The sequence below is a fragment of the Achromobacter sp. genome (assembly GCF_036567245.1).
Classification (GTDB): domain Bacteria; phylum Pseudomonadota; class Gammaproteobacteria; order Burkholderiales; family Burkholderiaceae_B; genus Achromobacter.
The window spans coordinates 1-23987 of record NZ_DATCUY010000246.1; the positions used below are offsets into that span (position 1 = coordinate 1).

Consider the following 23987-nt stretch of genomic DNA (forward strand, 5'->3'; position numbering starts at 1 on the left):
CCGATGGCGATGAACGACAGGCGGATCAAGGGGTATTGGAAGCCGGGAGCCAACGTCACTGCGCCTTCCAGAAACGTGGGGATGCTGACCAGCGGCGGACGGCGGCCGAAGATCAGGCTGACCGCTTCATTCGAGAACAGCAGCAAGCCGAACGTCGCCAGCACCTGGTACAGGTGGTCGCGTTTGTACAGCTTTCGGATCACCAGGATCTCGACGGACACCCCGTACAAGCCCGCGCCCAGCAGCGCCGCGACCACGCCGGCCAGGAACGAGCCCGTGTTGCCGATGGCGTATGCCGCGCAGTACGCCCCCACCATGTAGAAGGAGCCATGCGTCAGGTTCACGACGCCCATGATCCCGAAGATCAATGTCAGTCCGGCCGCCAGCATGAAAAGCATGGCGCCGAACTGCAAGCCGTTGAGCAGCTGTTCAAACAGAAGCGTCATGATGGCATCTTGCAGAATTGAGCGTAGGCGTCCTTGTCATCGGACACCAGCTTGCGGACCAGGTGCGGCGACAGGCCGCCATCGCTGTCTTTCTCGATGCGCATCAGGTACAGGTCCTGAATGGGATGCTGGTTGGTGTTCATGCTGAACTTGCCGCGCAGCGACGTGAACCCGGGCTGGCGCAGCGCGGCGCGGAATTCCGCCGCCTTGGACAGGTCGCCGCCGGTGGCCTTGAGGCCCGCGCCGATCAACTGCGCGGTGTCGTAGGCCTGCATGGCGTAGTCCGTCGGCACGCGGCCATAGGCTTCCTTGAACGCCTGTACAAAGGCCTTGGAAGGCGCGTTGTCGAAGTCCTGCGACCAGATGCCGGTGATGTAGGCGCCGGCCGAAGCGTCGCCCGTGGCCTGGATCATGCGCGCGTCCATCGAGAAGCTGGGCATCAGCATCGGGATGCTCTTGTTCAGCCCGGCCGCCGCATACTGCTTGACGAAGTTGATGCCGGTGCCGCCCGGATGGAACTGGTAGATGGCGTCGGGCGCCAGCGAGCGCAGGCGCGCCAGCTCCACCGAGAAGTCCGACTGGTCCAGCTTGGTGTAGATCTCGGCGACCACCTCGCCCTTGTAGGTGCGCTTGAAGCCTTCGATGGCGTCGCGGCCCGCCTGGTAATTGGGCGCCAGCAGCACCACCTTCTTGTAGCCCAGTTCGTTGGCCGCCACGCCGCCAGCCGTGTGGAAGGCGTCGTTCTGGTAGGACGCCACGAAGTAATTGGGATCACACTTTTCGCCCGCGAAATTCGACGGGCCGGGATTCAGGCTGACGTAGAACGCGCCCGACTTCACCACGCTGGGCACCACCGCTGCCAGCACGTTGGAGAAGTTCACGCCGGTGTAGAGCTTGACGCCCGATTGCAGCAGGCGGTCGGCCGCCTGCTTGGCGTTGGCGGGCTTGAGGCCGTCGTCCTCAATCACCAGCTGCACCGGCACGCCGCCCAGCTTGCCGCCGCCCTGCTTGATGGCCAGGTTGAACGCATCGCGCTCGTCTTCGCCGATGTAGCCCGCCGGCGTGGACAAGGTGGCGATGAAGCCGATCTTGACCGGTTCCGCGGCCTGGGCTGCCCCCATGGACGCCGCGGCGCCCAGCGCGACGGACAACGCGCCGCCCAGTATCTGTTTCTTGATCATGTTTTCCCCTTGGAGACTGCGTTGCCCGCCGCCCCGGCGGCTGGGTGTTTTAAACGGCCACCACCGGATGGCGCAGCGTGCCGATGCCTTCCACGCAAGCCACCACCACGTCGCCCGGCCAGAGCCATTCCTGCGGCTTGCGGCCCGCGCCCACGCCTTCGGGCGTGCCGGTGGCGATGATGTCGCCCGGCTCCAGCGTGATGCCGGCGCTGATGTCCGAGATCAGGAACGGCACCTTGAACAGCATGTGGCGCGTGTTGGAGCCCTGCTTCTTCTCGCCGTTGACCGTCAGCCACAGGTCCAGCACCTGCGGATCCGGGATCTCGTCGGCGGTCACGATGCAGGGGCCGAAGGGCGCATAGGTGTCCTGGCCCTTGGAATAGATCCACTGGCCCGCGCGGCGGCAATCGCGCGCGCTCATGTCCAGCATGACGCTGTAGCCGAATACGTAGGACAGCGCGTCGGCCTCGGCCACGCGCGAGGCGCGGCGGCCCATGATGACGGCCAGCTCCACTTCCCAATCCAGCTGTTGCGTGATCTTGGCGTTGTGCTCGATGGCGTCGCCCGGGCCGATGACGGTGGTGGGTGGCTTGGAGAAGATCACCGGCTGCTTGGGCAGGTCGGCCGAGGTGTCCAGCGTGCGGCTGGATTCCGCCACATGCTCCACGTAGTTCAGGCCGATGCCGAAGATGTTCTTGCGCGGGCGCGGAATCGGCGCCAGCAGCTTGACGTTTTCCTGCGGCAGCGCGCTGCCCACGGGCCAATTGCCGCGATAGGCCTCCATCAGCTTGCTGGCCTGCGCCACGGCCACGGGGCCCAGGTCGATGAATGCCAGCATGTCGTCGGGCAGGTCCACGCCGCCGGCGCGGCCCAGCAGCGCCAGGTCGATCACATAGCCTTCAGCGAGTGCGCCCAGGCGGGCAGCGGCGGTGGGATGAGCGCGAAAAGTCACCAAGCGCATAGGAACTCCATAAATTCAGGACGAGTTGAGTCAGGCGCGCGGACCAGGTCCGCGCGGCGGAAGAAAAATCAATAGAGGGGGAACGGGCGACGCTAGATCAGCACTTGGTGGCCGTCGTTTTCCTTGACCGCTTCTTCACGGTAGAGCGCCAGCGCGCGCATCACGGGCAGGTCGTTGAAGCTGAACAGACAGGCGTCGTCGTTGGACGAAAGATTGACGTGTTCGTGGATGGCCCAGGAAGGCACGCAGAAGATGTCGCGCTCGGTCCAGTCATAGCGTTTGCCGTCGATGATGGAATAGCCGCTGCCCTTGGCCACCTGATAGATGAAGCTGCCGGTATGGCGGTGGGCCTTGGTGTGTTCGCCGGGCCGCAGCAACTGCATGCTGGCGCCGATGGTGGGCATGACCGGGCCGCCCGTGGCCGGATTGACATATTCGAGCAGGATGCCGTCGTAGGGGCTGCCGGCGCTGGTGCGCGCATAGCGGCGCAGCGCCTCGTAGGTGGGCTCCCATTCGTACTTGAAGAGCGGCGAATACGGCTTGGTCCAACCCGACACCTGCGGCTTGAGCGCCGCGTTGCCCCAGGCGGCGCTGGTGTCGTCCACCGGATAGGTCACGGTCTGATTCAGGTCGGGATGCACGGCGTAAAAGCCGGCTTCCATCGCGTTGACCAGCGGAATGTCCAGGCCGTCCTGCCAGATGCAGGTGGTGCCGTCCTCGGCCACGCCATGCTCGTGCCAGGTGCCGTTGGGCGTCAGCACGAAGTCGTTCGCGCCCAGCGTCATCTTGTGGCCGTCCACCACGGTGAACGCGCCCCGCCCTTCCATGATGAAGCGCAGCGCCGAATGCGAATGTTTGTGGGCGGAAGCCAGCTCGCCCGGCTTCATCACCTGCAGGCCCGAATACAGCCAGCCCACGGCGGCGGCCACGTCGCGCCGGCCCGGATTGTTCAGATAGATCACGCGGCGGCCGGCCTCTTCGGGCGATACCAGCTCGGAGGAACGCAGCACATGTCCGCGCAGGTCCTGGTAGCGCCACACTACCGGCACCGAGGCCGAACGCGGCGCCCAAGGCTCGATCTTGTTCGCCACCGTCCACAGGGCGCCGGTTTCCAGGCGCGCCAACTCCTTGTAGTAGGCGATGAGCTCGGGCGAGTCGGCCACATTGGCGCGGCCTATGGTCTCCTCGCGGTACGCGTCGTAGCGGTTCGCTTCCATCCCTTGCCTCTTTTTATAAAAATATAAATATTTTCGAAAATAATAGAGGCGGGGCGCGAATCGGGCAACGCGCGCACGCTAGGTGTTTTCCCAGGGCATCTGAAAATTGTTGGCGCGGCGTCAAACAATACTGTACAAAAACACAGTACAACGTGATACATTTCGCTCGCCCAAAAAACTGTCGTCCAGGAGAACCCTGTGTCAGAAACTGCCCATCTCGTTCAGTACATCGTCGTTCCCTATCGCGCCGCCGCCAATGGTGTCGCCCCTGGAGAAATCCGTCCCGCCAGCAGCGAGTTCGGCGCCATACGCATCGCCAACTCCATGGCCTCCAAGTTCGCCGGCGTGGCCGCCTACGAAGTGCTGATCGACAAGGAAACCGGCGACATGGAATCGCCGCGCGTCCTCATGCAGATCGGCACCGTGCCGGCGCTGGATGATTGAACACAATGCGCCGCCGTGCCGCCCGCAGCCGGGCCGCACGGCGTCCGGCTCACCGTCACTCATCCTCATCGCGGAAGCCGGGCTATAGATTTTCCTTGGTTGGTATGAACTTTTATTAGCTTCACCGGTGAACAGCAATGCGGCAGGATTCATGCCTTCTAGCGGCCTTCCTCCCCATTCTTCCCACCAAGAAGCAACATGATTCGCCGACTTCCCTTGCGTTGCTCCGCCATGGCCGGGCTCTTGTCCCTTGCTTGCGCCCTGACGCCTGCAGCGCAGGCGGCCGAGTCCTCCGACTGGCCCACCAGGCCCGTGACGCTGGTCGTGCCTTTTCCTCCTGGCGGAGGCAATGACGCCGTTGCGCGCCAGATCGCGGGCCCAGCCGGCCAGGCGCTGGGGCAACCGCTGGTCATCGACAACCGGCCGGGAGCCGGCGGCACCATCGGCTCCGCCGCCGTGGCCCGGGCCCGTCCCGATGGCCACACCCTGCTGCTCTGCTCCACCAGCAGCCTGGTCGTGGCTACGGCGCTCTACCCCGACCTGCCGTATCGCGTCGACGATCTGGTCCCCGTCGTCCACATTGCCAATACGCCCATGATATGGGTGGCCGATCCCGGCGCGCCCGCTTCCAGTCTCAGGGAGTTCATCGCGGCGGCGAAGCAGGCGCCCGGCAAATACAGCTTCGCCTCGGGCGGCACGAACACCGTGCCCCACCTCGCCGGCTTGGCGGTCAAAACCCGCAATGGCCTGGACATGCTGCATGTGCCTTACCGCGGCTCTACGCCCGCGTATGGGGATCTCGCCACGGGGCGAGTGAATCTGATGATGGACAGCATTGTTTCGGCGCTGCCCTTTGTCGAGTCTGGCCGCGTCAAGGGACTGGCCGTCAGCATGGCTCAGCGCATGCCGCAGATTCCGTCCGTGCCGACTCTGGCCGAACAGGGCCTGGGCGACCTGGGCTTCGTGGGCTGGGTCGGCGTTTGCGCGCCGCGCGATACGCCGCCAGAGATCACCGCCAAGGTCGCCCGCAGCGTACAGCAGGCCCTGGCCGAGCCGGCGTTGCGGGAAGCATTCGCCAGGCAGATCGTGGAACCGGTAGGCGCAGGCCCCGAAGCGTTTGCGCAAACGATAGGGCGTGATGCGCTGGCGTGGCGACGGATCATCGCGACGTCTCGCCCTGAACCGGATTGACGTTCCGGGGCCAATGCTCTCATGACTGGTTCGTCACCCGGCAGACGGCGGATCTTCCATCATGCCGTTCGAAACCTGCTGGGCAACCTCGCAGATGCAATCGGCCATGGCAGCACGCAGCGGAATCGCGGGCTGATCGATGTACGAAGCGAAGTAGGTCTGGTTCGGAAACGGCCTGGAGAACGGAATCGGCACCAGCTTGCCCGAATCGAGCTCACCTCGGATGAGCTCGACCGGCAAGACCGCGTATCCGGCGCCTGCGAGAACCAGCCGCAACATCACCGACAGCGACCTGATCACGATCAGCTTGAAGCCTTGCATCTGCGGCGATGCGAAGTACGTGGTTATGGCGGAGTACACCAGCGAATCAACCGGATAGCACAGCAGGGGCAACTGCTTCAGCCGGCCCAACGATGGCTCGGCGTCGCCAGCCTTCAGGCTGGGACTGCAGACCCAGATGTACTCCAGTTCGAGCAATTTCTGGTTGACCACGGTCGGCTCTTCGATGCTGCCCAACAGCAATCCTATGTCGAGCGCTCCTTCAAGCAGTTGCTGGCGTATGTCGGTGCTGGTCAGCGACTGCAAATGCACCGTGACGTTCGGCCACTGCCTGGCCAGCATTGCGGCCATGGGTTCGAGGATCGCTTGCGCGACTGTCCCGCTGAGGCCGATGCTGATCTGAGAAAGCCTGGCGTCAGTTGTCGCGAACCTGCTGGTGAATGCTCTGGCATGAGCCAGCAGTTCTTCCGCGGGCTGGAGCATTTCCAAGCCGACGGGTGTCAAACTCAATTGCTTGCCCTTTTCCCGTACAAATACTCTGACTCCCAGCTCTTCCTCGAAGGCTGCTATGCGAGCAGAGACGGCCGCCTGCGAAGCATGGAGTTCTTCCGCGGCCAAGGTCATTTTCTTGAGCCTGGCGGCGCGGACAAAAGTTTCGAGAAACCGGAGATTCATGCGTGGATATCCTAAGCCTGAGACACAACCCAGCCCGCAGCCTGCGCCAGGACGGTCCCGGCTCGACCCGGGACGGATGGTCAGAATCTGAAAGAGGGGCTGGGTTTCCCTGCTGCGATGCATCACACCACGCCGCCGGATTGCCGGGCGAGGGCTGACGCGGGAAGAAAAAGAAGGGCCGTTAGCCCCGTTTTTCCTCACGGCCCGCAGACGCTGGTACTGGTCTTGGGGCCTGAATGCAAAGCGGGAGACGAGGCTCCCGCTCATAATCCCAAGCAATTGATTTTAACGAATTTTCTCGGCTTTCCGCAGTAAATCCCCCTATCAAAACTTCGTGTTTTTCTGGCGTGCTTTTATTCTGTGACACTGCGCGAATCGACTCGGGCCTATCAAATTTGCCAGGGGAAATATTCCGCATGCTTCGGTGCAACAAAACACCAAGTTATTGCTATCACCCCACCGCAGTCATGCGGCGCGGGATCATGTATTTACCTGTGCCGGTCCACGTGAATGCCCACGCCGATCAAGCAGAAATCGCTATCCCTTTTTTTTATTAATCGGCAACAAAAAATCTCGGCCGAAATTCAAAATTCATCACGCGCACAGGCAAGCAAACGTATCCAAACCGGCGCCTGCAGTTGCCCCGACCCTGCTCTGTGTGGCGCCGATGGCCCGGCTAAGTCAGCGCAATGCCGCCGTCGACGCGCAAATTGACCCCAGTAATGAAGCTGCTGTCATCCGACGCCAGAAACAGCGCGGCGCGGGCGAGCTCCGACGACTGCGCCAGCCGTCCGAGGGGAATCAACGAGGCCATGCCCTGCTCGAACGCAGGCCGATGCGCTTCGGCCACGCCGAGCTTTTCCAGAATCGGCGTATCGGTGGGGCCAGGGCTCAGTATGTTGACCCGGATCTTTCTGGACTTGAATTCCAGCGCCCAAGCGCGAGCAAAGGCTTCGACGGCCGCCTTGGAGCCGGCGTAGACCGCATGATTGTCCAGCACTTTGGCGCTGGCGACGGAACTTGTGAGGATGATGGAACCGCCGTCGCGCATCAGCGGCAGGATGCTGGTGACGCCAAAGAAGACAGCACGCGTGTTGGTACCAAACTGCACGTCATAGCTGTCGACGCTCACGGCCGCCGAGGGTTCGATGTGGTTCATACCGGCGTTGGCCATGTAGATATCGACCGCGCCGAACCGTTCGCGGACTTCCGCCGCCAGGGCGTCGTGCGTGGCCAGGTCGGCGACATCTCCCACCACGCCGAAGGCGGCCGCGCCAAGTCGCGCCACCGCCGCGTCGACCGCCTGCTGCCTGCGCCCGAGGATCGCGACGCGCGCCCCTTCGGCGATGAAGGCTTCGGCCGTGGCGTAACCGATGCCGCTGTTGCCGCCGGTGATGACGGCAGTCTTTCCCAGTAGTTTTCCCATGATTTTCCTTCGCGGAGATGGAACGCCAGACGACACGGCATGACGCGTCGTCCGGCATATGCGCGCGTATCGACGCGCTCAGAAATCCCAGATGACCGGCACCCAGCGAAACGCGTCACCGTCGACCGCCACGCGGCCCACCGACGGAAACGGCAGATGCGCAGCGACCAGCAGCCCGCGGTTCTGCGCCAGCTCCTGGAACAGGCCGATACGGACGCGGGCAGATTCCTCGGGGTCGTGTTCGAAACCGTTTTGCCATTCGGGGTGGTCGAATGCGACCGGGAACATTGCATCGCCGGCGAACGTCAGCCGCTCCCCGCCCGAGACCAGATCGACCACGCTATGCCCCGGCGTATGGCCGCCGGTCATGCGCACAATGACGCCCGGCGCCACCTCGTGCCGGTCCTCGAAGAGACGCAGCCGGTCGCGGTACTCGTTGTAGAAACTGGTGGCGGTCGACTTCAGCACTGCGGGCACGGGTTTGGGCATGACGGTGTGCGAGAAATCTGGCGAGGTCCAGAACGCCACTTCGGTCGCGCACACGTGGATGCGCACATCGGGGCGCAGGCGTTCCTTGACGCCGGGGACGAGCAGCCCGCCCACGTGGTCCATGTGCATGTGGGTAATGATCACATCGGTCACGGATTCCAGCGCGATACCAGCGGACTCCAGCCGCTGGGGAAATTGCCCGGCGCGCGGAAAGCCGGCGAACTGCCCGCCCAACCCCGCATCGATGAGGATGGTCTGATCCCCGCTGCGGGCCACCATCACGTTCAACGGCCAGTCGAAGGCATCGGGAGGCATGAACATGTGCTCCAGCCAGGCCGCGAGATCGGCGGGATCGGCATTGGTGGCCATCGTCGAAGTCGGCAGCGGCAGCACGCCGTCGCTCACGACCAGCGCGTCGATGTCGCCGATCTGCAGCGCGTAGCGCGACGGAACCAGATCGATGGATTCGGTGTTTTCTATGGCAAACATGGCAGTATCTCCAGGAAAGTGCGCCGCTCAGGCGGTAGCGCGGATGAAGGCGAGCAGGTCGGCGTTGATGCGGTCCTGCATGGTGGCGGTGAGGCCATGCGGCGCGCCGGGGTAATAGATTTCCCTGGCGTGCTTCACCAGGCGCGCAGCTTTCTTCGCCGAATCGTGCACTGGCACGATCTGATCGTCTTCGCCGTGCATGAACAGGGTCGGCACGTCGATCTTCTTCAGGTCCTCGGTGAAGTCGGTCTCGGAAAACGCCTTGACGCATTCGTAGGCATTCTTCTGGCCGCTTTGCATGCTCCACAGCCAGAACTGGTCCAGCATGCCTTGCGAGACCTTGGCGTCGGGACGGTTGGCGCCATAGAAGGGGATGGCCAGTTCCTTGTAGAACTGCGAGCGGTCGCCCGCCACGCCGGCGCGGATGCCGTCGAACACCTCGATCGGCAGGCCTTCGGGATTGGCGGCGGACTTCAACATCACTGGCGGCACCGCGCCGATGAGCACCGCGCGGGCCACGCGCTTGCTGCCATGGCGGCCGATGTAGCGCGCCACTTCGCCGCCGCCAGTGGAATGGCCGACCATGGTGATGTGCTTCAAGTCCAGCGCCTCGATCAGTTGCGCCAAGTCATCGGCGTAGCCATTCATGTCATTGCCGGACGACGGCTGCGAGGAGCGTCCGTGGCCGCGGCGGTCGTGCGCGATGACACGAAAGCCGTTGTTCGCCAGGTAGTGCATCTGCCCGTCCCAGGCGTCCGCGTTCAGCGGCCAGCCGTGAGAGAACGTGACGACGGGACCGTCGCCCCAGTCCTTGTAATAGATCTGCGTACCGTCATTGGTGATGTAGGTATTGCTGGTCATGGTGGTGCTCCGGTTGGATTGAGCGTTGCGGCGGCTTCGGCATGGATGACGAAGTAAGGGCATCCTAGGTCTGCGGCCAGGTGCGCGGTAGGCACGCAAGCGGAAGCACGCTGTTGTGTGACGCGCACCAATGCGCCTCGCGCAGGCACGGCCACGCCATCGGCGGCGCGTCGGCGTGGCGCTCCGGGGAGCCTGCAAACGGATTGGTGTCGCGCGGACAACACCATGCGTCCTTGCATGGCCCTACCGCCTCTTGAACGGCGCGCTTAGCATCGCTACACCCACATATCGCTGGACGTGCGGCTGCGCCTCAGACGCGCAGCCGCGCGCCGACTGGACGCCCACGGGCGCGGGACCGACATCATGCATCTGGGAAAATCCTATCGCCTGGGCGAGTTCGTCATCTGGACCCGCAGAAAGATCTACGTATTGCTCGTGCTGAGCGTCGCGCCCGTACTGCTCTACCAGGTGGCCGGCCTGAAATGGCTGACGCTCCCCTTGTCGGTGGTATCGCTGCTAGGCACCGCCACCACCTTTGTCGTCGGCTTCAAGAACGTGCAGACCTATGCGCGTACGGTCGAAGCACAGAAGATCTGGATGAGCATCGTCAGCGCCAGCCGCTACTGGGGCGTGATCAGCCGCAACTATGCCGGCGACGCGGAGCGCGGCGCGGCTCTGGTGCAACGGCATCTGGCCTGGTTGACGGCGCTACGCTACCAATTGCGCGAGCCGCGCGTATGGGAAACCGTGGCCAGCCGTCCCAATGCCGAATACCGCAAGCAGTATGTGATTCCGGAACGTGCCGAGCCTTTGGAATCCGCACTGTCGCGCTACCTGCCGGCGCAGGAAGTCCCGGCGTTGATGCAGACCGATGACAGAGCCGCGCAGTTGCTTGCCATGCAGGGCCGGGCGGCCCGCGGCCTGCTGGATGCAGGCGCCATCACCGCGGCGGAATACGCCGATCTCAACAGCCGCATCCGGGAGCTCCTCGATCTGCAGGGGCAAGCAGAGCGCATCAAGAATTTTCCGTATCCGCGCCAGTACGCCATCATCAACACCCTGTTCGTGCGCGCCTTCTGCGTCGCGCTGCCGTTTGGCCTGACGGGCCAGTTCGCCCAGCTCGGCCAGGATGCCGGCGGCGTCATGCAAGGCCAGATGGCATGGTTGGCGGTGCCGTTCAGCGTGATCATCTCGTGGATCTACACCTCGCTCGAGCAGGTCGGGGAATGCACGGAGAATCCCTTCGAGGGCAGCGCCAACGACGTGCCCATCAGCCGGCTCAGCACGATGATAGAGCGCGACCTGACGCAGATGGCAGGCGAAGCCGACCTGCCGGCGCTGCCCGTCGCGGTGATCGCTCTGTAAACGGCACAGCCCTCTGCCGCCGACGGCGTGGAGCTGCCCGCCCGGCGATGTTCACCCTTGTCCTGCCTGAACTGCTGCGGCAAAATAGCCTGCCTTCCGCCCCCCCTTCCCCCCAGGCGTTGGCCTAATCCATGACCGGCTCCGTGACCCTGTTCGACCGCCATCGTCCGCGCTTGTACGCGATCGCCTACCGCATGCTGGGCTCGGTCGCGGAGGCGGAAGACGTGGTGCAGGACGCATGGCTGCGCTGGCATGGCGCCGACCGCTCCACGCTTGAGAACCCCGAGGCCTGGCTCGTCACCGTCACTACCCGCCTGTCCATCGATCGCCTGCGCGCCGCCAAGGCCGAACGGGAAAATTACGTGGGCATGTGGCTGCCGGAGCCCATGTTGATGTCCGCGCCGTCCACGCCCGAACAGATCCACGAACTTGCCGACGATGTTTCGGTAGCGTTTCTGTTCATGCTGGAGCGCCTGTCGCCGGACGCCCGCGCGGCATTCCTGATGCGCGAGGTGTTCGACGCCGACTACGAGGACATCGCGCAGACCCTGGACAAGACCCAGGCCGCGGTCCGGCAATTGGTGCGGCGGGCCAAACAGCAATTGCGCCAGGGTAGCCCGCGCGAGGCCGTGCCGCGCGCAACGCTGCAGCGGCTGCTGGAGGCCTTCGCCGACGCGATGCAACGCAGCGACTTCCACGGCCTGCATGCGCTGCTGAGCGACGACGCCGAGCTCATCGGCGACGGCGGCGACAAGGTCAGCGCCTTTGCCAGCCTGGTGGGCGGCAAGCGGCTGGCGCAACTGTTCTACGCCGGCAAGCGCCGCTACCGCGAAGCGCTGCGCACCGAGGTGGTCCAGGTCAACGGGCAATGGACGCTACTGCGTTTCATCGACGGCAATCTGGAATCCGTGCAGTCCTACGAAACAGACGGCAAACGCCTGACCCGGGTACTGGTCCAGCGCAACCCGGACAAGCTCGCACGCATCGCGGCCGCCCTGGCGCAACGCTGACGCCGTTTGCGGCGGCTTTGGTGCATGGCGGGCAACATGGTGATCCCTGGCGCGGGCCTACCGCCGCGCCGCCTGCCCTTCTACGATGGCCCTGTCACCACTCCGACCAGGACAGGCCATGTCGAAACTCACGAAAATCGCGTTACCTTTCATCGCCGCCGGCGCGCTGCTGGGCCAGTCCGCCCATGCTGCATCGCACCACGGCGCGCCCGCCGGCAAGCCGGCCGATCCCATCGTCACCGAAGTGATGAACAAGGACCTGCCGGACATCCCGGGCAGGGATGCGGTGATGCTCGTCGTCGACTATCCGCCCGGGGCGGCCGACCCCTTGCACCGCCACGACGCATCGGCCTTCGTCTACGTGCTCGAGGGCAGCATCGTCATGCAGGTCAAGGGCGGCAAGGAAGTGACGCTGACCCCGGGCCAGACCTTCTACGAAGGGCCGGACGACATCCATACCGTGGGCCGCAACGCCAGCCAGACCAAACCGGCCAAGTTCGTGGTCGTGCTGATCAAGAAAAAGGGAGCTCCCGCCCTGATCCCCATTCAATAAGGGACGGACATAAGTTCCAGCCTGGCCAGCCGCGGACACTGCATGCCCGGGCTGGCCAGATTTTTTTCTGGGCCGCGTCACAAAATCGTCCCGCGCAACGTCTTAGAGGGTAGGATCAACCAACTCCGCGGCGCTGCCACCATGCCCACACCCCTCCCAGCCCCCTCGGTTACCCCTTCCGCCAACGGACCGGACTCCCTGGCGGACAGCTTCGCCACCAGCTACGCCGGCGTCATGGCCTTCATGGCCGTCGCCGTCGAGGGCAACTTCGCCAAGGCCGGCGACCGGCTGGGCATAGGCCGTTCGGCGGTCAGCCGCAGCGTGCAGAAGCTCGAAGACCAGCTGGGCACCCGGCTCTTCGTGCGCACCACGCGCAGCACCTCGCTGACCCCGGAGGGACAGCGCTTCTATGAGCAATGCCATCCCGGCGTGGAACGGATCATCCAGGCCCTGGACGACATGCGCGAGCTGCGCGAAGGCCCGCCTTCCGGCCTGGTGCGCGTCTGTTCCACCGTGGGCTTCGGCCGCAAGGTCGTGGCGCCCCTGCTGAATGACTTCCGCAAGGCCAACCCGAACATATCGGTGGAGCTGCTGCTGGATGACGGCCCGACCGACTTCACCACGGATCGCGTCGACGTGTCGTTCCGCAACGGCCGCATGGAAGACAGCCAGGTGATCGCCAAGAAAGTGATACCCATGCAGATGATGCTATGCGCGTCGCCCGACTACGCCGCCCGGCACGGACTGCCCCTCAGCGTCGACGAACTCTCGCGCCACGGCTGCGTGAACTTCCTGCTGGCATCCGGACGCGTGTATGAATGGGAATTCAAGGTCGGCGGTCATCTGCGCAAGTTCGCGCCGCCCGCCATGCTGACCTTCAACGATGCCGATCTTGTGCTGCAGGCGGTGCTGGACGGCCATGGCATCGCGCAGATGGCAGGCTACCAGGTCTGCGAACACCTGCGCGCCGGCACGCTGGTCGCCTGCCTGCCGCAATACGCGCCCGATGACCGCGGACACTATCTGTGCTTTCTCAGCCGCCAGCACCTGCCGGCGCGCATGCGTGCCTTCATCGATTTCATGACCGAACGCATCCGCGCGCAAGACCTGTATACCATCGACAACCAGCTGTTGAAGCAGGCCTGAGCGCTATTGGGTCAGGGCGACCACGCTTTGGATCCCGCCCTGGGCCATCTTGGAATACGGGCACAGGCGTTCCGTATTGCGCACCAACTCTTCAGCGATGGGCGTGGGCACGCCAGGCAGGTGGATGTTGACGTCCGCCGTCAAGGCAAACAGGCCGTCGACGGGGTCGCGACCGAACGAGATGGTGGCCGTGACGGAAGCCTCCGGGATGGCCAGGCCGGCGCGTGCCGCCAGCATCGCGAGCGCGCCGTGGAAGCACGCCGCATAGCCGGCGGCGAATAGCTGCTCGGGATTGGTGCCACCGCCCGTGCCGCCCAGCTCGACCGGCAAGCGCAGCTCCACGATCAGCTCGCCGTCATCCGAAATGGCCATGCCGGAGGCTCGCCCATGCGCGGCCTCCCCGCCCCGCACCGTCACGCTGGTGGTGTACAGGGGATGGAAGTCCCCGCCTCGGTACTTTTCCAGGAGGCTCTGGGGAGGAGGCCGCAGTTTGCTCATGAACGTCCTTGTGTCCGCCGCTACTTTCTTGCGCCCGAACGGCTGAACCAGGTTTCAAAATCGATCTTGCCCAGGCGCGGGCCGGCTCCCGGCACCAGCGTTTCGTCGTCGAGCAGCGCGCCGAAATAGCGCGCGCCGGTGTCTGCCCGCACGGTGCGCGTGTCGCCGATCTTGGCCATGTAGCGCTGCACCAGCTCGGCCAGGCGCACGCGCTCGGGGCCGGCGATTTCCACGATGCCGTTCACCGGCGGCGCCAGCGTGGCATCGGCCATGGCCAGGGCCACGTCGTCGGAGGCGATCGGCTGGACGAAGGCCGGCGACAACCGCACTTCCGCGCCTTCCGTGCCCGACTGCACGATGCCGCCCAGGAACTCGAAGAACTGGGTGCTGTGCACGATGGTGTAGGGAATGCCGGCCGCCACGATCAGTTCTTCCTGCGCGATCTTGCCGCGGAAATAGCCGCTTTCGGCCAGGCGCTGCGTGCCTACCACCGACAGCGCGACGTGGTGGCGCACGCCGGCACGGGCCTCCGCCGCCAGCAGGTTGCGCCCCGAGGTCTGGAAGAACTCCAGCACGGCGCGGTCTTCGAACGACGGCGAGTTGGCGACGTCGACCACCGTGTCGACGCCAGCCAGCGCCGCATCCAGGCCTGCGCCAGTCATGGTGTTGACGCCGGTGGCGGGCGACGCGGCAATCGCCTCATGGCCGCGCTCATTGAGCAGTTTGACGAGTTTGGAGCCGATCAGGCCCGTGCCGCCGATTACCAGGATTTTCATGATGGCTCCTTAGTTGAACTTGGCGCGGTCCAGGCCGTATGCCTTGTCGGCCGAACCGGGCACGGTGCGGAAGCCCACGTTGAGACGGTTCCAGCCATTGATGGCCATGACCGCGAAGCTCAGGTCCGAGATTTCCTTTTCGGACAATTGCGAGCGGACACGTTCATAGATGTCGTCAGGCACGCCCTGCGCGCCCAGCGTGGTCAGCGCCTCGGTCCAGGCCAGGCAGGCACGCTCGCGCGGCGAAAACTCGCCCGATTCGCGCCAGATCGCCACATGGTGCAGGCGCAGTTCCTGCTCGCCGTGGATCTTGGCGTCCTTCACGTGCATATCCAGGCAGAAGCCGCAGCCGTTGATCTGCGAGGCGCGGATTTCGACCAGGCGCAGAATCGGCTGCTCGATCGCGCCGGACTTCAAAAGCATGCCGAACTCGACGAATTTCTTGAACAGTTCGGGCGATTGCTCGTAGGCATTCAGACGTTGGCTCATGGTGACTCCCTCGATTGGTTGACAGGTGCAGGCAGTGTTGGACCGGATGCGGTATGTGCCTGAACTACGCCCAAATCGTAGGGCCGCGCGGACAGCGGCAGAAGACCTGCAAAGGGGACCACGATGTTGCCTCGATGGCAACAATCGTCTGTGGACGCGGATTCCGCCCTTCAGTTCAAGATCGCGCCTCGACCCCGAGCTGCTTCATAGCCCGACCGATAGCCTGGGGAGCGTAGTCGTCCCAAGGCTCGTTGCCCGCATCCAGGCGGGTGTGGATATTGGCGATGGTCCAATGCGTCGACCCTTTCAACCCGTCCAATTCGTCCCAGCGGACGGGAACGGACACGCCCAGGCCGGGCCGGGCGCGGGCCGACCAGGCCGCCACCGTCGTGGCGCCGAAGCCGTTGCGCAGATAGTCGGCGAATATCTTGCCCACGCGGTTCTTGGGCCCGCTTTTGGCGACGAACAGCTTCGGCAGCGTTTGCGCCAGATGGCGCACCATGGCTTCGGAAAAGTCCTTCACGGCGTCCCAGCCGTATTGCTTGCGGATGGGAACGACGACATGCAGGCCCTTGCCGCCGCTGGTCTTCAGCCAGCCGCGCAGGCCGAGTTCCTGCAGCAGCACGCGCACCAGTTCCGCGCCCTGCTGGACTGCCGGCCAATCCACCCCTTCCCCGGGATCCAGGTCGAACAGCATCCGGTCCGGCTTGCCGATCGAGGTCTTGAGCGCATTCCAGGTGTGGAACTCCACGACATTCAGCTGGGCGGCGGCGAGTATCGCCGTTTCGTTCGAAACCTCCATCAGGGAGGGGTGCCCCGGATAGAGACGTTCGGGCAGCGCGGCCACCCCCGGGATAGGGGATTCCGAATGCCGCTGGAAGAAATGCTCGCCCTGGATCCCCGCGGGCGCCCGGACAAAGGAAACCGGCCGGCCGCGCAGGTGCTCCATCATCAGGGGCGCCACCAACCCGTAGTAGCGGGCCAGGTCGAGTTTGGTCGCCCCGGAGGACGGATCGATCACGCGGTCGGGATTCGACAGCTTCATCCCCTTCGGAGGTTTTGCGGCGGCCACTTCCTTGGCCTTGGCCGGGCTATTGCGCGCGGAGAGCTTTGCGGCTGGCATGGCGACCTCGCGAGTGATCTTCTTCGGTGGTTTGTCGGTACGCAGCCCCCGGAAGGTCGAGTGGCGCACATGGCCGTCGCCGGTCCACTCGCCGAAAGAGACCTCTCCGATCAAGGTGGGCCGGACCCAGTGGACCTGCTTGAGGGCGCGCGACTTGCCTTGGGTCAGGGCGCTGGTTTTCTGCTCGATGCCGGCCAGCCTGCGGTGCAGATCGAGCAGCGTCCTGTCGTCGAAGCCAGTGCCTACGTTGCCGGCGTAGCGCAGCGCCCCGTCAGGCTCGTGCACGGCCAGCAGCAGCGCGCCAAAGCCCTTGCGGCTGCCCTTGGGTTCGGTATAGCCCACGATGACGAACTCCTGCCGCTGGGTGCACTTGAGCTTGATCCAGTCGTCCGTGCGGCGCGATACATAGGGCGCGGACAGGCGCTTGCCGATGATTCCTTCCAGGCCCAGCTTGCAGGCCGAGGCGACCAGGTCTGCCGCCGGCTTGTCGAAGGCCTCGCTGAACGTCAAGTGCTTGCCCTTGCTCCTGGCCATGACCTGCCGCAGCAGGTCCCGCCGCAGCCCGAGCGGCTCGTCGCGCAGATCGCGCCCCGCCACATAGGGCAGGTCAAAGGCGTAGAACACGATATCGGCGGTACTGGCGGCATCAAAGGCGTTCTGCAAGGCCTGAAAACTGGGCACGCCTTCGCGCGTCAGCACCACGATCTCTCCGTCGATCCAGGCATTGGCGATCTCCAATGCCGCCAGTTCCTGGGCCAGGCGCGGCATCTTGGCCGTCCAGTCATGGCTGTTGCGGGTATACAGCTTCGCGTTGCCGTCCTCGATCCTGGCCAGGATCCGGTAGCCGTCGAACTTCATTTCAAATGACCAGTCGGCCGCGCCGCGGGGCACGCCCTCGACCAGGGTGGCCAGCTGAGGCTTGAGCGAGGCAGGCAGGGGCGCGGCCTTGCCCGGCAAGGCCGCAACGGCTCCCATCTCCTTGGAGCCACGGGCTTTCGGCTTGCCGCGAGCCGGCGCCGCTTTTTTCTTGGCCCTCAGCGGCACCACGCTGTCCGGCATCTCATCCACGACGCTGAAGTCCTGGTCCGGCCGCGCGTATTCGTCGCTCTCCTTGATCAGCAGCCAGGGAGGCTGACGGTCACTCTCTTTTCCCTTCATGCGGATCAGCGCCCAGCGCCCGCGAAGTTTCACGCCATCCAGCGTGAACTTCAGGTGGCCCGCCTTGTAGCCCTTCCGGGGATCGCCTATCGGGGTCCAACGGCCCTCGTCCCATATGATCACCTTGCCGGCCCCATACTGTCCCTCGGGAATGGTGCCCTCGAACTGGTTGTAGGCGATGGGATGGTCTTCGACCTGCACGGCCATGCGCTTGACGGAGGGATCGAACGACGGCCCTTTCGGCACCGCCCAGCTCTTCATCGCGCCGTCCAACTCCAGGCGGAAGTCATAGTGCAAGTGGCTGGCCCAGTGCTTCTGAATGACGAACGCCAGGCCTGCGTCGCCCGACTCTCCGCCATCGGGCGGCTCCGGCGTGACGGCGAAATTGCGCTTCTCGCGGTATTTTTTCAGGCTGTCCGCCATCGCTAGGCCGCCTTCTTCGCCTGCCTGGCACCTTTGGCGGCCTTCTTGGCGGGCGCCTTCTTCGAAGCGACGTTGCGCGGCGCGGATTTCTTCGCGGGCTTGGCCTCGGCCTTGGCACGCCCCCTGGACGCCCCGCCGCGCAGGCTGCGTTGCAGCAGCTCGGTCAGGTCGATCACGTTATCCGCGTACGCCGGCGTTTCCTCCTGCGGCTCGATCACGGTTTCCGTCTTGCCCGCCTTTACCTTCTGCTCCACCAAGCCCATGATGGCCGCCTTGAATTCGTCCTGGTAGTCAGCCGGGTCCCACTCCGCCGACATCTCTTCCACCAGCATTTTGGCCATCTTCAGTTCGGAGGCGCTGGGCGACATGCTCTTGGCGCCAGCCTTGGGCAGGTCCAGGTCTGCCACGGACTTCACGTCATCACCCCACCGCATCAGATTCAGGACCAGCGCATCGCCCATCGGAATCAGGGCCGCCAGATGCTGCTTGGTCTGGATCACGACCTTGGCGATGCCGATCTTGCCGCTCTTGACCAGCGTGTCGCGCAGCAGCGCGTAGACCTTTTGGCCCTTGTTGATCGGGGCCACATAGTAGGGACGTTCCAGGTAGACGAACGAGACTTCGGCCGCCTCGACGAATTGCTGGATTTCGATGGTCTGGGTGGTGCGCGGATAGGCTTCGGCAATCTCGTCGGGCGAGATGATGACGTACTGGCCGTCCTCGTACTCGACCCCTTTGACGATGTCCTTGGATTCGATTTCCTTGCCCGTGCGCTTGTTGATGCGCTTGTAGCCGACGGGGTCCATCGACCTGCGGTCCAGCCAGTCGAAATCCACGCCCGATTCCGTCGTGGCGGTATGCAGGCCCACGGGGATGTGGACCAGGCCGAAGGTGATCGCGCCTTTCCAAAGGGTTCGCGTGGCCATGAGCGTTCCTCCCGGTGATGGGCATGCGGATTCGCCTGCCAGCCCGGATGCCAGATCGGCAACCAGGGCTACGGCGGGAAACGCAGAGCAGCAATTTCCATGCCCGGAGGGTATCTTGGCGGGCCGACGCCCTACCCTATTATGGGCCCGCTAGCAGCCTGGTGGGAACCACTCGCGCCGCCATCCTGGATGCTACCCGCGAGGCTGGACCGCTATGGGGACGCAGCGCCGCGCCCCCCGGCGCCTCGCATGGGCAAGGGGCGCATAAGCATCCAATGGCAGACGCCAAGCAAAGCGGCACGGCGGGAAGCCATGCCGCTGACTGCGCTCACTGATAGCGATTCTGCTTGGCTACAGGCGTGGAACTGCCGAGCGCCGCTGGCCGGCCAACAATCATCGGCTTTTTCCCGTAGGCTCCCCCGCTGACCCTCTGGACTTCCTCGGCGCTCAAGGGCCGGATCCGTTGATCGGTCGTACCGTGTTGACCTGCTTGCTCCGTTTTCTTCATGTCCTTCTCCAACTTCGTGCTGACGAAGGATGCCGCGCCAGCGTCGGCCGGGCGTCAACGGAGAGATGACGCAGATCCGCGTCCCTGCGAACAGGGATGCCAACGCCCCAGCCGTTGAGTGGCTCGCTGCGGAAAGTAGCAGCAGGCCAGCGATGGCGAATCGGTCTTTGGTCGTAGATCCGCAAGCGGGCCTCCTCTCTTGGCCGCTGGCGCAACGCCGTGGCGGAAGCCACGCGAAATTTCCATCCCTACGACTAAAGACCGATGCGCCTGCACCGGTGCGCTGCTACTGTCCGCCCGAGCATGCCAGTTTGGGAGCTGGGCTTCCCGTCTGCAGCGCATCGCGGCGAGAACCTGGTTCCGGGTGATGCTTGGCCGACGCTGGCGCGGCATCTTTCGTCAGCATGCAGCAGGAGATAAAGATGGAAAAAACTGAACAGCCCGATCAGCGGCACGACGCGGAACAACAGGTCAGACCCTTGAGCGCCGAGGAAACCCGGGCGGTCAGCGGCGGCTGGGGACCGAACCGTACCAATATCACCTTTTCCCCCCAGAAAAGCGGCTGGCCCGCCGGCAAGACGCTTTACATGCCGCAGTAGTCAGTAAGGATTCCGGCCTCATCGGACGGACGCCCCAAGTGGCATCCGATTTCATAGCGCGGCGGCGCGTTCGCCGCGGCTTTTTTTCCGCCATGCCGGCCGGCTTTTGCTCACCACGTTTTCCTGGGCTGCTTCCAACGCCGTGACGCTCTATCGCAAACAGGCGCTTGCCGCGCAACACTCCGTCGGGTTGGGCGATATCGTCCTGATCCGGCCAGTGTCGTTCGCACTGGTCACCGCCGTGCTGGCGGGCTTCGTGCTGACCATCTGCCTGTTTCTTGCGTTCGGCTCGTACACCAAGCGCGCGACCGTGAGCGGCCAGCTGGCGCCCGACACCGGGCTGATCAAGCTTTACGTGCCGCAAGCCGGCATCGTGCTCGAAAGCCGGGTCCAGGAAGGACAGCATGTCGCCGCAGGCGACGTGCTCTACGTGGTGTCCGGCGATCAGCAAAGCGCCCTGGGCGAGACCCAGGAAGCCATCAGCGGCCAGATCCGGCAACGCGAGGAAAGCCTGCGCCTGGCGCGCCAGAAGACCGTGCTGCTGCAGCAAGGCGAACACGATAGCCAGACCGCCGCCATCGCCAGCCTGAAAGCGCAACTGGCGGCGATGGACAACCAGATCGCGGGGCAGCGCGCCCGCATCAAATTGGCCGAAGACAGCGCGCACCGCTATCGCGGCCTGATGGAAAAAGGCTACCTCTCCACCGAGGAAGCCGACCAGAAGCGCGCCGAGCTGCTCGAACAGCGCAATCAGCTGCAAGCGCTGCTGCGCGACCGCATCGGGCTGGCAACCGACCTGTCCAACCGGCAGGCCGCGCTGGCGGATCTGGCGCTGCGGCAGCAGAACCAGCTGGCGCAGCTGGATCGGGACATGGCCGACATCGCCGTCGACCTGACCCGCAGCGAAGCCCGGCGGCGCGTCGTGGTCAGCGCGCCTCAAGCCGGCGTCGTGACCGCCGTGACCGCCACCATTGGACAGGCCGTAGACAACAAGCGGCCGCTGGCCACCATCGTCCCCGACGGCGCCAAGCTGCAGGCCGAGTTGCTGGCGCCCAGCCGCGCGGTGGGATTCGTCGCGCCGGGCGATCGAGTTCTGATGCGGTTCGCGGCCTACCCTTATCAGACTTTCGGGCAGCAGGCCGGCGTCGTCCAGGCCGTGACGCGCAGCGCCTCGCCGGAATGGCAATTGAATGAAGCCGCCGCAAACAGTGGCGTCCAGGAGAATCTGTACCGCATCACGGTGTCGCTGGACGCTCCCGCGCGCGGCCCGCAAGGGCAGACGCTGGCGCTGCGGCCCGGCATGCGGCTGGAGGCGGACATCCTGCAGCAGACGCGCCGCCTGTACCAATGGGCGTTCGATCCCGCCCAGCGGCTATCGGGGAAACTGTGAACATGCTTGAACGCCTGACGCTGGGAGTCAAACGGCGGGTGCCCAGGCTGCTGCAGACCGAAGCCGCCGAATGCGGCCTGGCCTGCGTCGGCATGATCGCGGGCTATCACGGCCATCAGCAAAGCCTTGCGACCCTGCGCGGCCGCTTTCCCGTATCGCTCAAGGGCGCCACGCTGGCCACCTTGATCCATGTGGCCAGCCAGCTGGGACTGGCATCGCGGCCGGTCAAGGTCAGCCTGGGGGCCCTGGGCAAGCTGAAGCTTCCCTGCATCCTGCATTGGGAATTCAACCACTTCGTGGTGCTGACGGCCATCAACGGGCGCTCGGCCACGCTGATCGATCCTGCGTCGGGCACGCGCAAGTGCTCCATCGGCGAACTGTCCGCGTCGTTCACCGGCGTTGCGCTGGAACTATGGCCCACGCCAGACTTCACGGAAGCGCGCGACAGCAAGCCCGTGCGGCTGCGCGAACTGACCGGACGCGTTTCCGGCCTGGGCGGCGCGTTCTCGCAAGTGCTGCTGCTGGCGCTGGCGCTGGAAATCCTCACCGTGATCCAGCCGTTCTTCCTGCAATGGGTGGTGGACCATGTCCTGAATACCGGCGACCGCGATCTGCTGACCACGCTGGCGCTGGCCTTCGGGCTGCTGATGATCATGAAACAGCTGACCTCGGTGGCGCGCAGCTGGATGCTGATGGTCATGGGCACCACGCTGAACCTGCAATGGCGCACCAACGTGTTCACGCACCTGTTGCGCCTGCCCGTGGGCTATTTCGAAAAGCGTCACCTGGGCGACGTGGTGTCGCGCTTCGGCGCCATCGACACCATACAGCGCACCGTGACGACGTCCTTCCTGGAAGCGGTGCTGGACGGCCTGGTCATGCTGATCACGCTGGTGCTGATGTTCCTGTACAGCCCGCCCCTGGCGTGGATCGCGGTGGGCGCGATGGCGCTGTATGGACTGGCGCGGTGGTCCGGCTATGCGCCGCTGCACTACGCAACTGAAGAACACATCGTGCACGCGGCCAAGGAGCAATCGCATTTCCTGGAAACCGTGCGCGGCGTCAAAGCGATCAAGCTGTTCCAGCACCAGGACGACCGGCGCTCCCGCTGGCTGTCGCTGCTGGTGAACGAGATCAACGCCGACCTGCGCGTGCAGAAGTGGACGCTGTTCTTCCGCACCTTCAATGGCCTGCTGTTCGGCCTGTCTTCCATCGCGATACTCTGGCTGGGCGCGAGGCTGGTGCTGGACGGCCAGTTCACCGTGGGCGCGCTGCTGGCCTTCATTGTCTACAAGACCTTGTTCGACCAGCGCGTGGCAGCCCTGCTGGACAAGCTGGTGGAAGTGAAGATGCTGCGGCTGCAAGGCGAGCGCCTGGCCGATATCGTGCGCGAGACTCCCGAGCCCGTCGACGAGATCCTGCGCGGACAGGAAGCACAAGTGCGCTCGCCCGCGATCGAGGTCCGCAACCTGCGCTTCCGCTATGGACCGCAAGAGCCGTACGTGCTGGACGGCATCAGCTTCAGGATCGAACCTGGCGAATCGGTCGCGATCACGGGCCCTTCCGGCGGCGGCAAGACCACCTTGATCAACATCCTGCTGGGCATCCTGGCGCCGACCGATGGCGAAGTGCTGATCGATGGCGTCCCGGCGCGGGGAGCGGGCGCGTCATCCCTGCGCCGCATCGCCGGCACGGTGCTGCAGGATGACGTCCTGTTCGCCGGGTCCATCGGCGAGAACATCAGCTTCTTCGATCCGCAATACGATCCCGAGCGCGCCAGCCGTTGCGCCCAGATCGCCGCGATCCACGACGACATCAGCGCCATGCCCATGGGCTACAACACGCTGGTGGGAGACATGGGCACGGTGCTGTCGGGCGGCCAGAAGCAGCGCGTGCTGCTGGCGCGGGCCTTGTACAAAGAGCCCGCCATCCTTTTCCTGGACGAGGCCACCAGCCATCTGGATATCGAACGCGAACGGATCGTCAACACCGCGATCGCCAGGCTCAACATGACGCGGGTGATCGTGGCGCACCGCCCTGACACCATCGCGGCGGCCGGACGCGAAATCTCGCTGGTGGCCGGCAAGCTGGCCAGCGACAGCGGGCAACTGCCTAAACCGGCTTCCCGAACACGCCGCCGCGCCGCGCCACTAGCGTCGCCTGCGTACGATTGAGCACGCCCAGCGTACCCAGGATGGCCGACACATGCGTCTTGACGGTCTTCTCGGTCATGTTCAATTGCTCCGAGATTTCCTTGTTGCGCAGTCCATCGCACATGAGCCGCAACACCTCGCTCTGACGGGGCGTCAGCGCCCGCAACAACGCCGCGTCGTCCTGCGCGCCAGCGGATGGCGCGGCCAGGGA

Annotated in this window: 24 protein-coding genes; 9 read left to right on the forward strand and 15 right to left on the reverse strand. The window is 64.7% G+C overall.

The window, feature by feature from the left end; genetic code table 11:
* The 4 genes from VIR09_RS10905 to VIR09_RS10920 all read right to left on the reverse strand — a co-directional run.
* A partial coding sequence (locus tag VIR09_RS10905) for a branched-chain amino acid ABC transporter permease (protein WP_414639418.1) occupies positions 1 to 446 on the reverse strand: 446 nt, incomplete at its 3' end.
* The gene (locus VIR09_RS10910; protein WP_332012887.1) at positions 443 to 1627 is read right to left on the reverse strand and encodes an ABC transporter substrate-binding protein; all 1185 of its coding nucleotides are present in this window, start codon (positions 1625 to 1627) and stop codon (positions 443 to 445) included. The genes VIR09_RS10905 and VIR09_RS10910, both read right to left, overlap by 4 nt.
* 49 nt (positions 1628 to 1676) lie before the next feature.
* The gene (locus VIR09_RS10915) at positions 1677 to 2588 is read right to left on the reverse strand and encodes a fumarylacetoacetate hydrolase family protein (protein ID WP_013391208.1); all 912 of its coding nucleotides are present in this window, start codon (positions 2586 to 2588) and stop codon (positions 1677 to 1679) included.
* A gap of 92 nt (positions 2589 to 2680) precedes the next feature.
* Positions 2681 to 3805: a cupin domain-containing protein gene (locus tag VIR09_RS10920; RefSeq protein ID WP_332012889.1), complete on the reverse strand. Its 1125-nt coding sequence runs from the start codon at positions 3803 to 3805 to the stop codon at positions 2681 to 2683.
* Positions 3806 to 4003: 198 nt separating this feature from the next.
* On the opposite strand from VIR09_RS10920, the gene VIR09_RS10925 reads away from it, so the two are divergent.
* Together VIR09_RS10925 and VIR09_RS10930 are read left to right on the forward strand one after the other, a co-directional pair.
* Complete coding sequence (locus tag VIR09_RS10925) at positions 4004 to 4249, forward strand: hypothetical protein (protein ID WP_332012890.1); 246 nt, start codon at positions 4004 to 4006, stop codon at positions 4247 to 4249.
* 198 nt (positions 4250 to 4447) lie between these two features.
* Positions 4448 to 5440 (forward strand): tripartite tricarboxylate transporter substrate binding protein, encoded by a 993-nt coding sequence (locus VIR09_RS10930; protein WP_332012891.1) that lies wholly within the window; start codon positions 4448 to 4450, stop codon positions 5438 to 5440.
* A 33-nt stretch (positions 5441 to 5473) separates the two neighbouring features.
* On the opposite strand, the gene VIR09_RS10935 is transcribed toward VIR09_RS10930, so the two are convergent.
* The 4 genes from VIR09_RS10935 to VIR09_RS10950 form a co-directional block, all read right to left on the reverse strand.
* On the reverse strand, positions 5474 to 6394 hold the full coding sequence (locus VIR09_RS10935; RefSeq protein WP_332012892.1) for a LysR family transcriptional regulator: 921 nt from the start codon (positions 6392 to 6394) through the stop codon (positions 5474 to 5476).
* 676 nt (positions 6395 to 7070) lie between these two features.
* The gene (locus VIR09_RS10940; RefSeq protein WP_332012893.1) at positions 7071 to 7820 is read right to left on the reverse strand and encodes an SDR family NAD(P)-dependent oxidoreductase; all 750 of its coding nucleotides are present in this window, start codon (positions 7818 to 7820) and stop codon (positions 7071 to 7073) included.
* A gap of 78 nt (positions 7821 to 7898) precedes the next feature.
* Positions 7899 to 8798, reverse strand: coding sequence for an MBL fold metallo-hydrolase (locus tag VIR09_RS10945; protein ID WP_332012894.1), 900 nt, complete (start codon positions 8796 to 8798; stop codon positions 7899 to 7901).
* 27 nt (positions 8799 to 8825) lie between these two features.
* Complete coding sequence (locus tag VIR09_RS10950; protein ID WP_332012895.1) at positions 8826 to 9659, reverse strand: alpha/beta hydrolase; 834 nt, start codon at positions 9657 to 9659, stop codon at positions 8826 to 8828.
* Between the two features lie 363 nt (positions 9660 to 10022).
* On the opposite strand from VIR09_RS10950, the gene VIR09_RS10955 reads away from it, so the two are divergent.
* From VIR09_RS10955 to VIR09_RS10970, 4 genes are all read left to right on the forward strand, one after another.
* Positions 10023 to 11024, forward strand: a complete 1002-nt coding sequence (locus VIR09_RS10955; protein ID WP_332012896.1) for a bestrophin family protein — start codon at positions 10023 to 10025, stop codon at positions 11022 to 11024.
* Positions 11025 to 11155: 131 nt separating this feature from the next.
* On the forward strand, positions 11156 to 12034 hold the full coding sequence (locus tag VIR09_RS10960) for an RNA polymerase sigma-70 factor (protein ID WP_332012897.1): 879 nt from the start codon (positions 11156 to 11158) through the stop codon (positions 12032 to 12034).
* Between the two features lie 118 nt (positions 12035 to 12152).
* The gene (locus VIR09_RS10965) at positions 12153 to 12587 is read left to right on the forward strand and encodes a cupin domain-containing protein (protein WP_332012898.1); all 435 of its coding nucleotides are present in this window, start codon (positions 12153 to 12155) and stop codon (positions 12585 to 12587) included.
* 141 nt (positions 12588 to 12728) lie between these two features.
* Positions 12729 to 13733 carry a LysR family transcriptional regulator gene (locus tag VIR09_RS10970; protein ID WP_332012899.1) on the forward strand — a complete coding sequence of 335 codons (1005 nt, stop codon included), beginning with the start codon at positions 12729 to 12731 and terminating at the stop codon, positions 13731 to 13733.
* Positions 13734 to 13736: 3 nt separating this feature from the next.
* Here VIR09_RS10970 and VIR09_RS10975 read toward each other — a convergent pair whose 3' ends face one another.
* From VIR09_RS10975 to VIR09_RS11000, 6 genes are all read right to left on the reverse strand, one after another.
* Complete coding sequence (locus VIR09_RS10975) at positions 13737 to 14231, reverse strand: Ohr family peroxiredoxin (protein ID WP_332012900.1); 495 nt, start codon at positions 14229 to 14231, stop codon at positions 13737 to 13739.
* A gap of 20 nt (positions 14232 to 14251) precedes the next feature.
* Positions 14252 to 15007: an SDR family oxidoreductase gene (locus VIR09_RS10980; protein WP_332012901.1), complete on the reverse strand. Its 756-nt coding sequence runs from the start codon at positions 15005 to 15007 to the stop codon at positions 14252 to 14254.
* Between the two features lie 9 nt (positions 15008 to 15016).
* A complete protein-coding gene (locus VIR09_RS10985; RefSeq protein ID WP_332012902.1) occupies positions 15017 to 15496 on the reverse strand; it encodes a carboxymuconolactone decarboxylase family protein in 480 nt (159 codons plus the stop codon).
* A 175-nt stretch (positions 15497 to 15671) separates the two neighbouring features.
* The gene (gene ligD / locus VIR09_RS10990) at positions 15672 to 18200 is read right to left on the reverse strand and encodes a DNA ligase D (protein ID WP_332012903.1); all 2529 of its coding nucleotides are present in this window, start codon (positions 18198 to 18200) and stop codon (positions 15672 to 15674) included.
* A gap of 2 nt (positions 18201 to 18202) precedes the next feature.
* The gene (locus VIR09_RS10995) at positions 18203 to 19126 is read right to left on the reverse strand and encodes a Ku protein (RefSeq protein WP_332012904.1); all 924 of its coding nucleotides are present in this window, start codon (positions 19124 to 19126) and stop codon (positions 18203 to 18205) included.
* Positions 19127 to 19454: 328 nt separating this feature from the next.
* Complete coding sequence (locus VIR09_RS11000; protein ID WP_332012905.1) at positions 19455 to 19634, reverse strand: hypothetical protein; 180 nt, start codon at positions 19632 to 19634, stop codon at positions 19455 to 19457.
* A 422-nt stretch (positions 19635 to 20056) separates the two neighbouring features.
* On the opposite strand from VIR09_RS11000, the gene VIR09_RS11005 reads away from it, so the two are divergent.
* The 3 genes from VIR09_RS11005 to VIR09_RS11015 all read left to right on the forward strand — a co-directional run bounded on the left by VIR09_RS11005 (position 20057) and on the right by VIR09_RS11015 (position 23797).
* Positions 20057 to 20233 (forward strand): hypothetical protein, encoded by a 177-nt coding sequence (locus VIR09_RS11005; protein WP_332012906.1) that lies wholly within the window; start codon positions 20057 to 20059, stop codon positions 20231 to 20233.
* 106 nt (positions 20234 to 20339) lie between these two features.
* Positions 20340 to 21623, forward strand: a complete 1284-nt coding sequence (locus tag VIR09_RS11010) for an HlyD family secretion protein (protein WP_332012907.1) — start codon at positions 20340 to 20342, stop codon at positions 21621 to 21623.
* Positions 21620 to 23797 (forward strand): peptidase domain-containing ABC transporter, encoded by a 2178-nt coding sequence (locus VIR09_RS11015; RefSeq protein WP_332012908.1) that lies wholly within the window; start codon positions 21620 to 21622, stop codon positions 23795 to 23797. Before VIR09_RS11010 ends, VIR09_RS11015 begins: the two co-directional genes overlap by 4 nt.
* Here the strand turns inward: VIR09_RS11015 and VIR09_RS11020 are convergent.
* A partial coding sequence (locus VIR09_RS11020) for a response regulator transcription factor (protein WP_332012909.1) occupies positions 23736 to 23987 on the reverse strand: 252 nt, incomplete at its 5' end. The genes VIR09_RS11015 and VIR09_RS11020 overlap by 62 nt on opposite strands.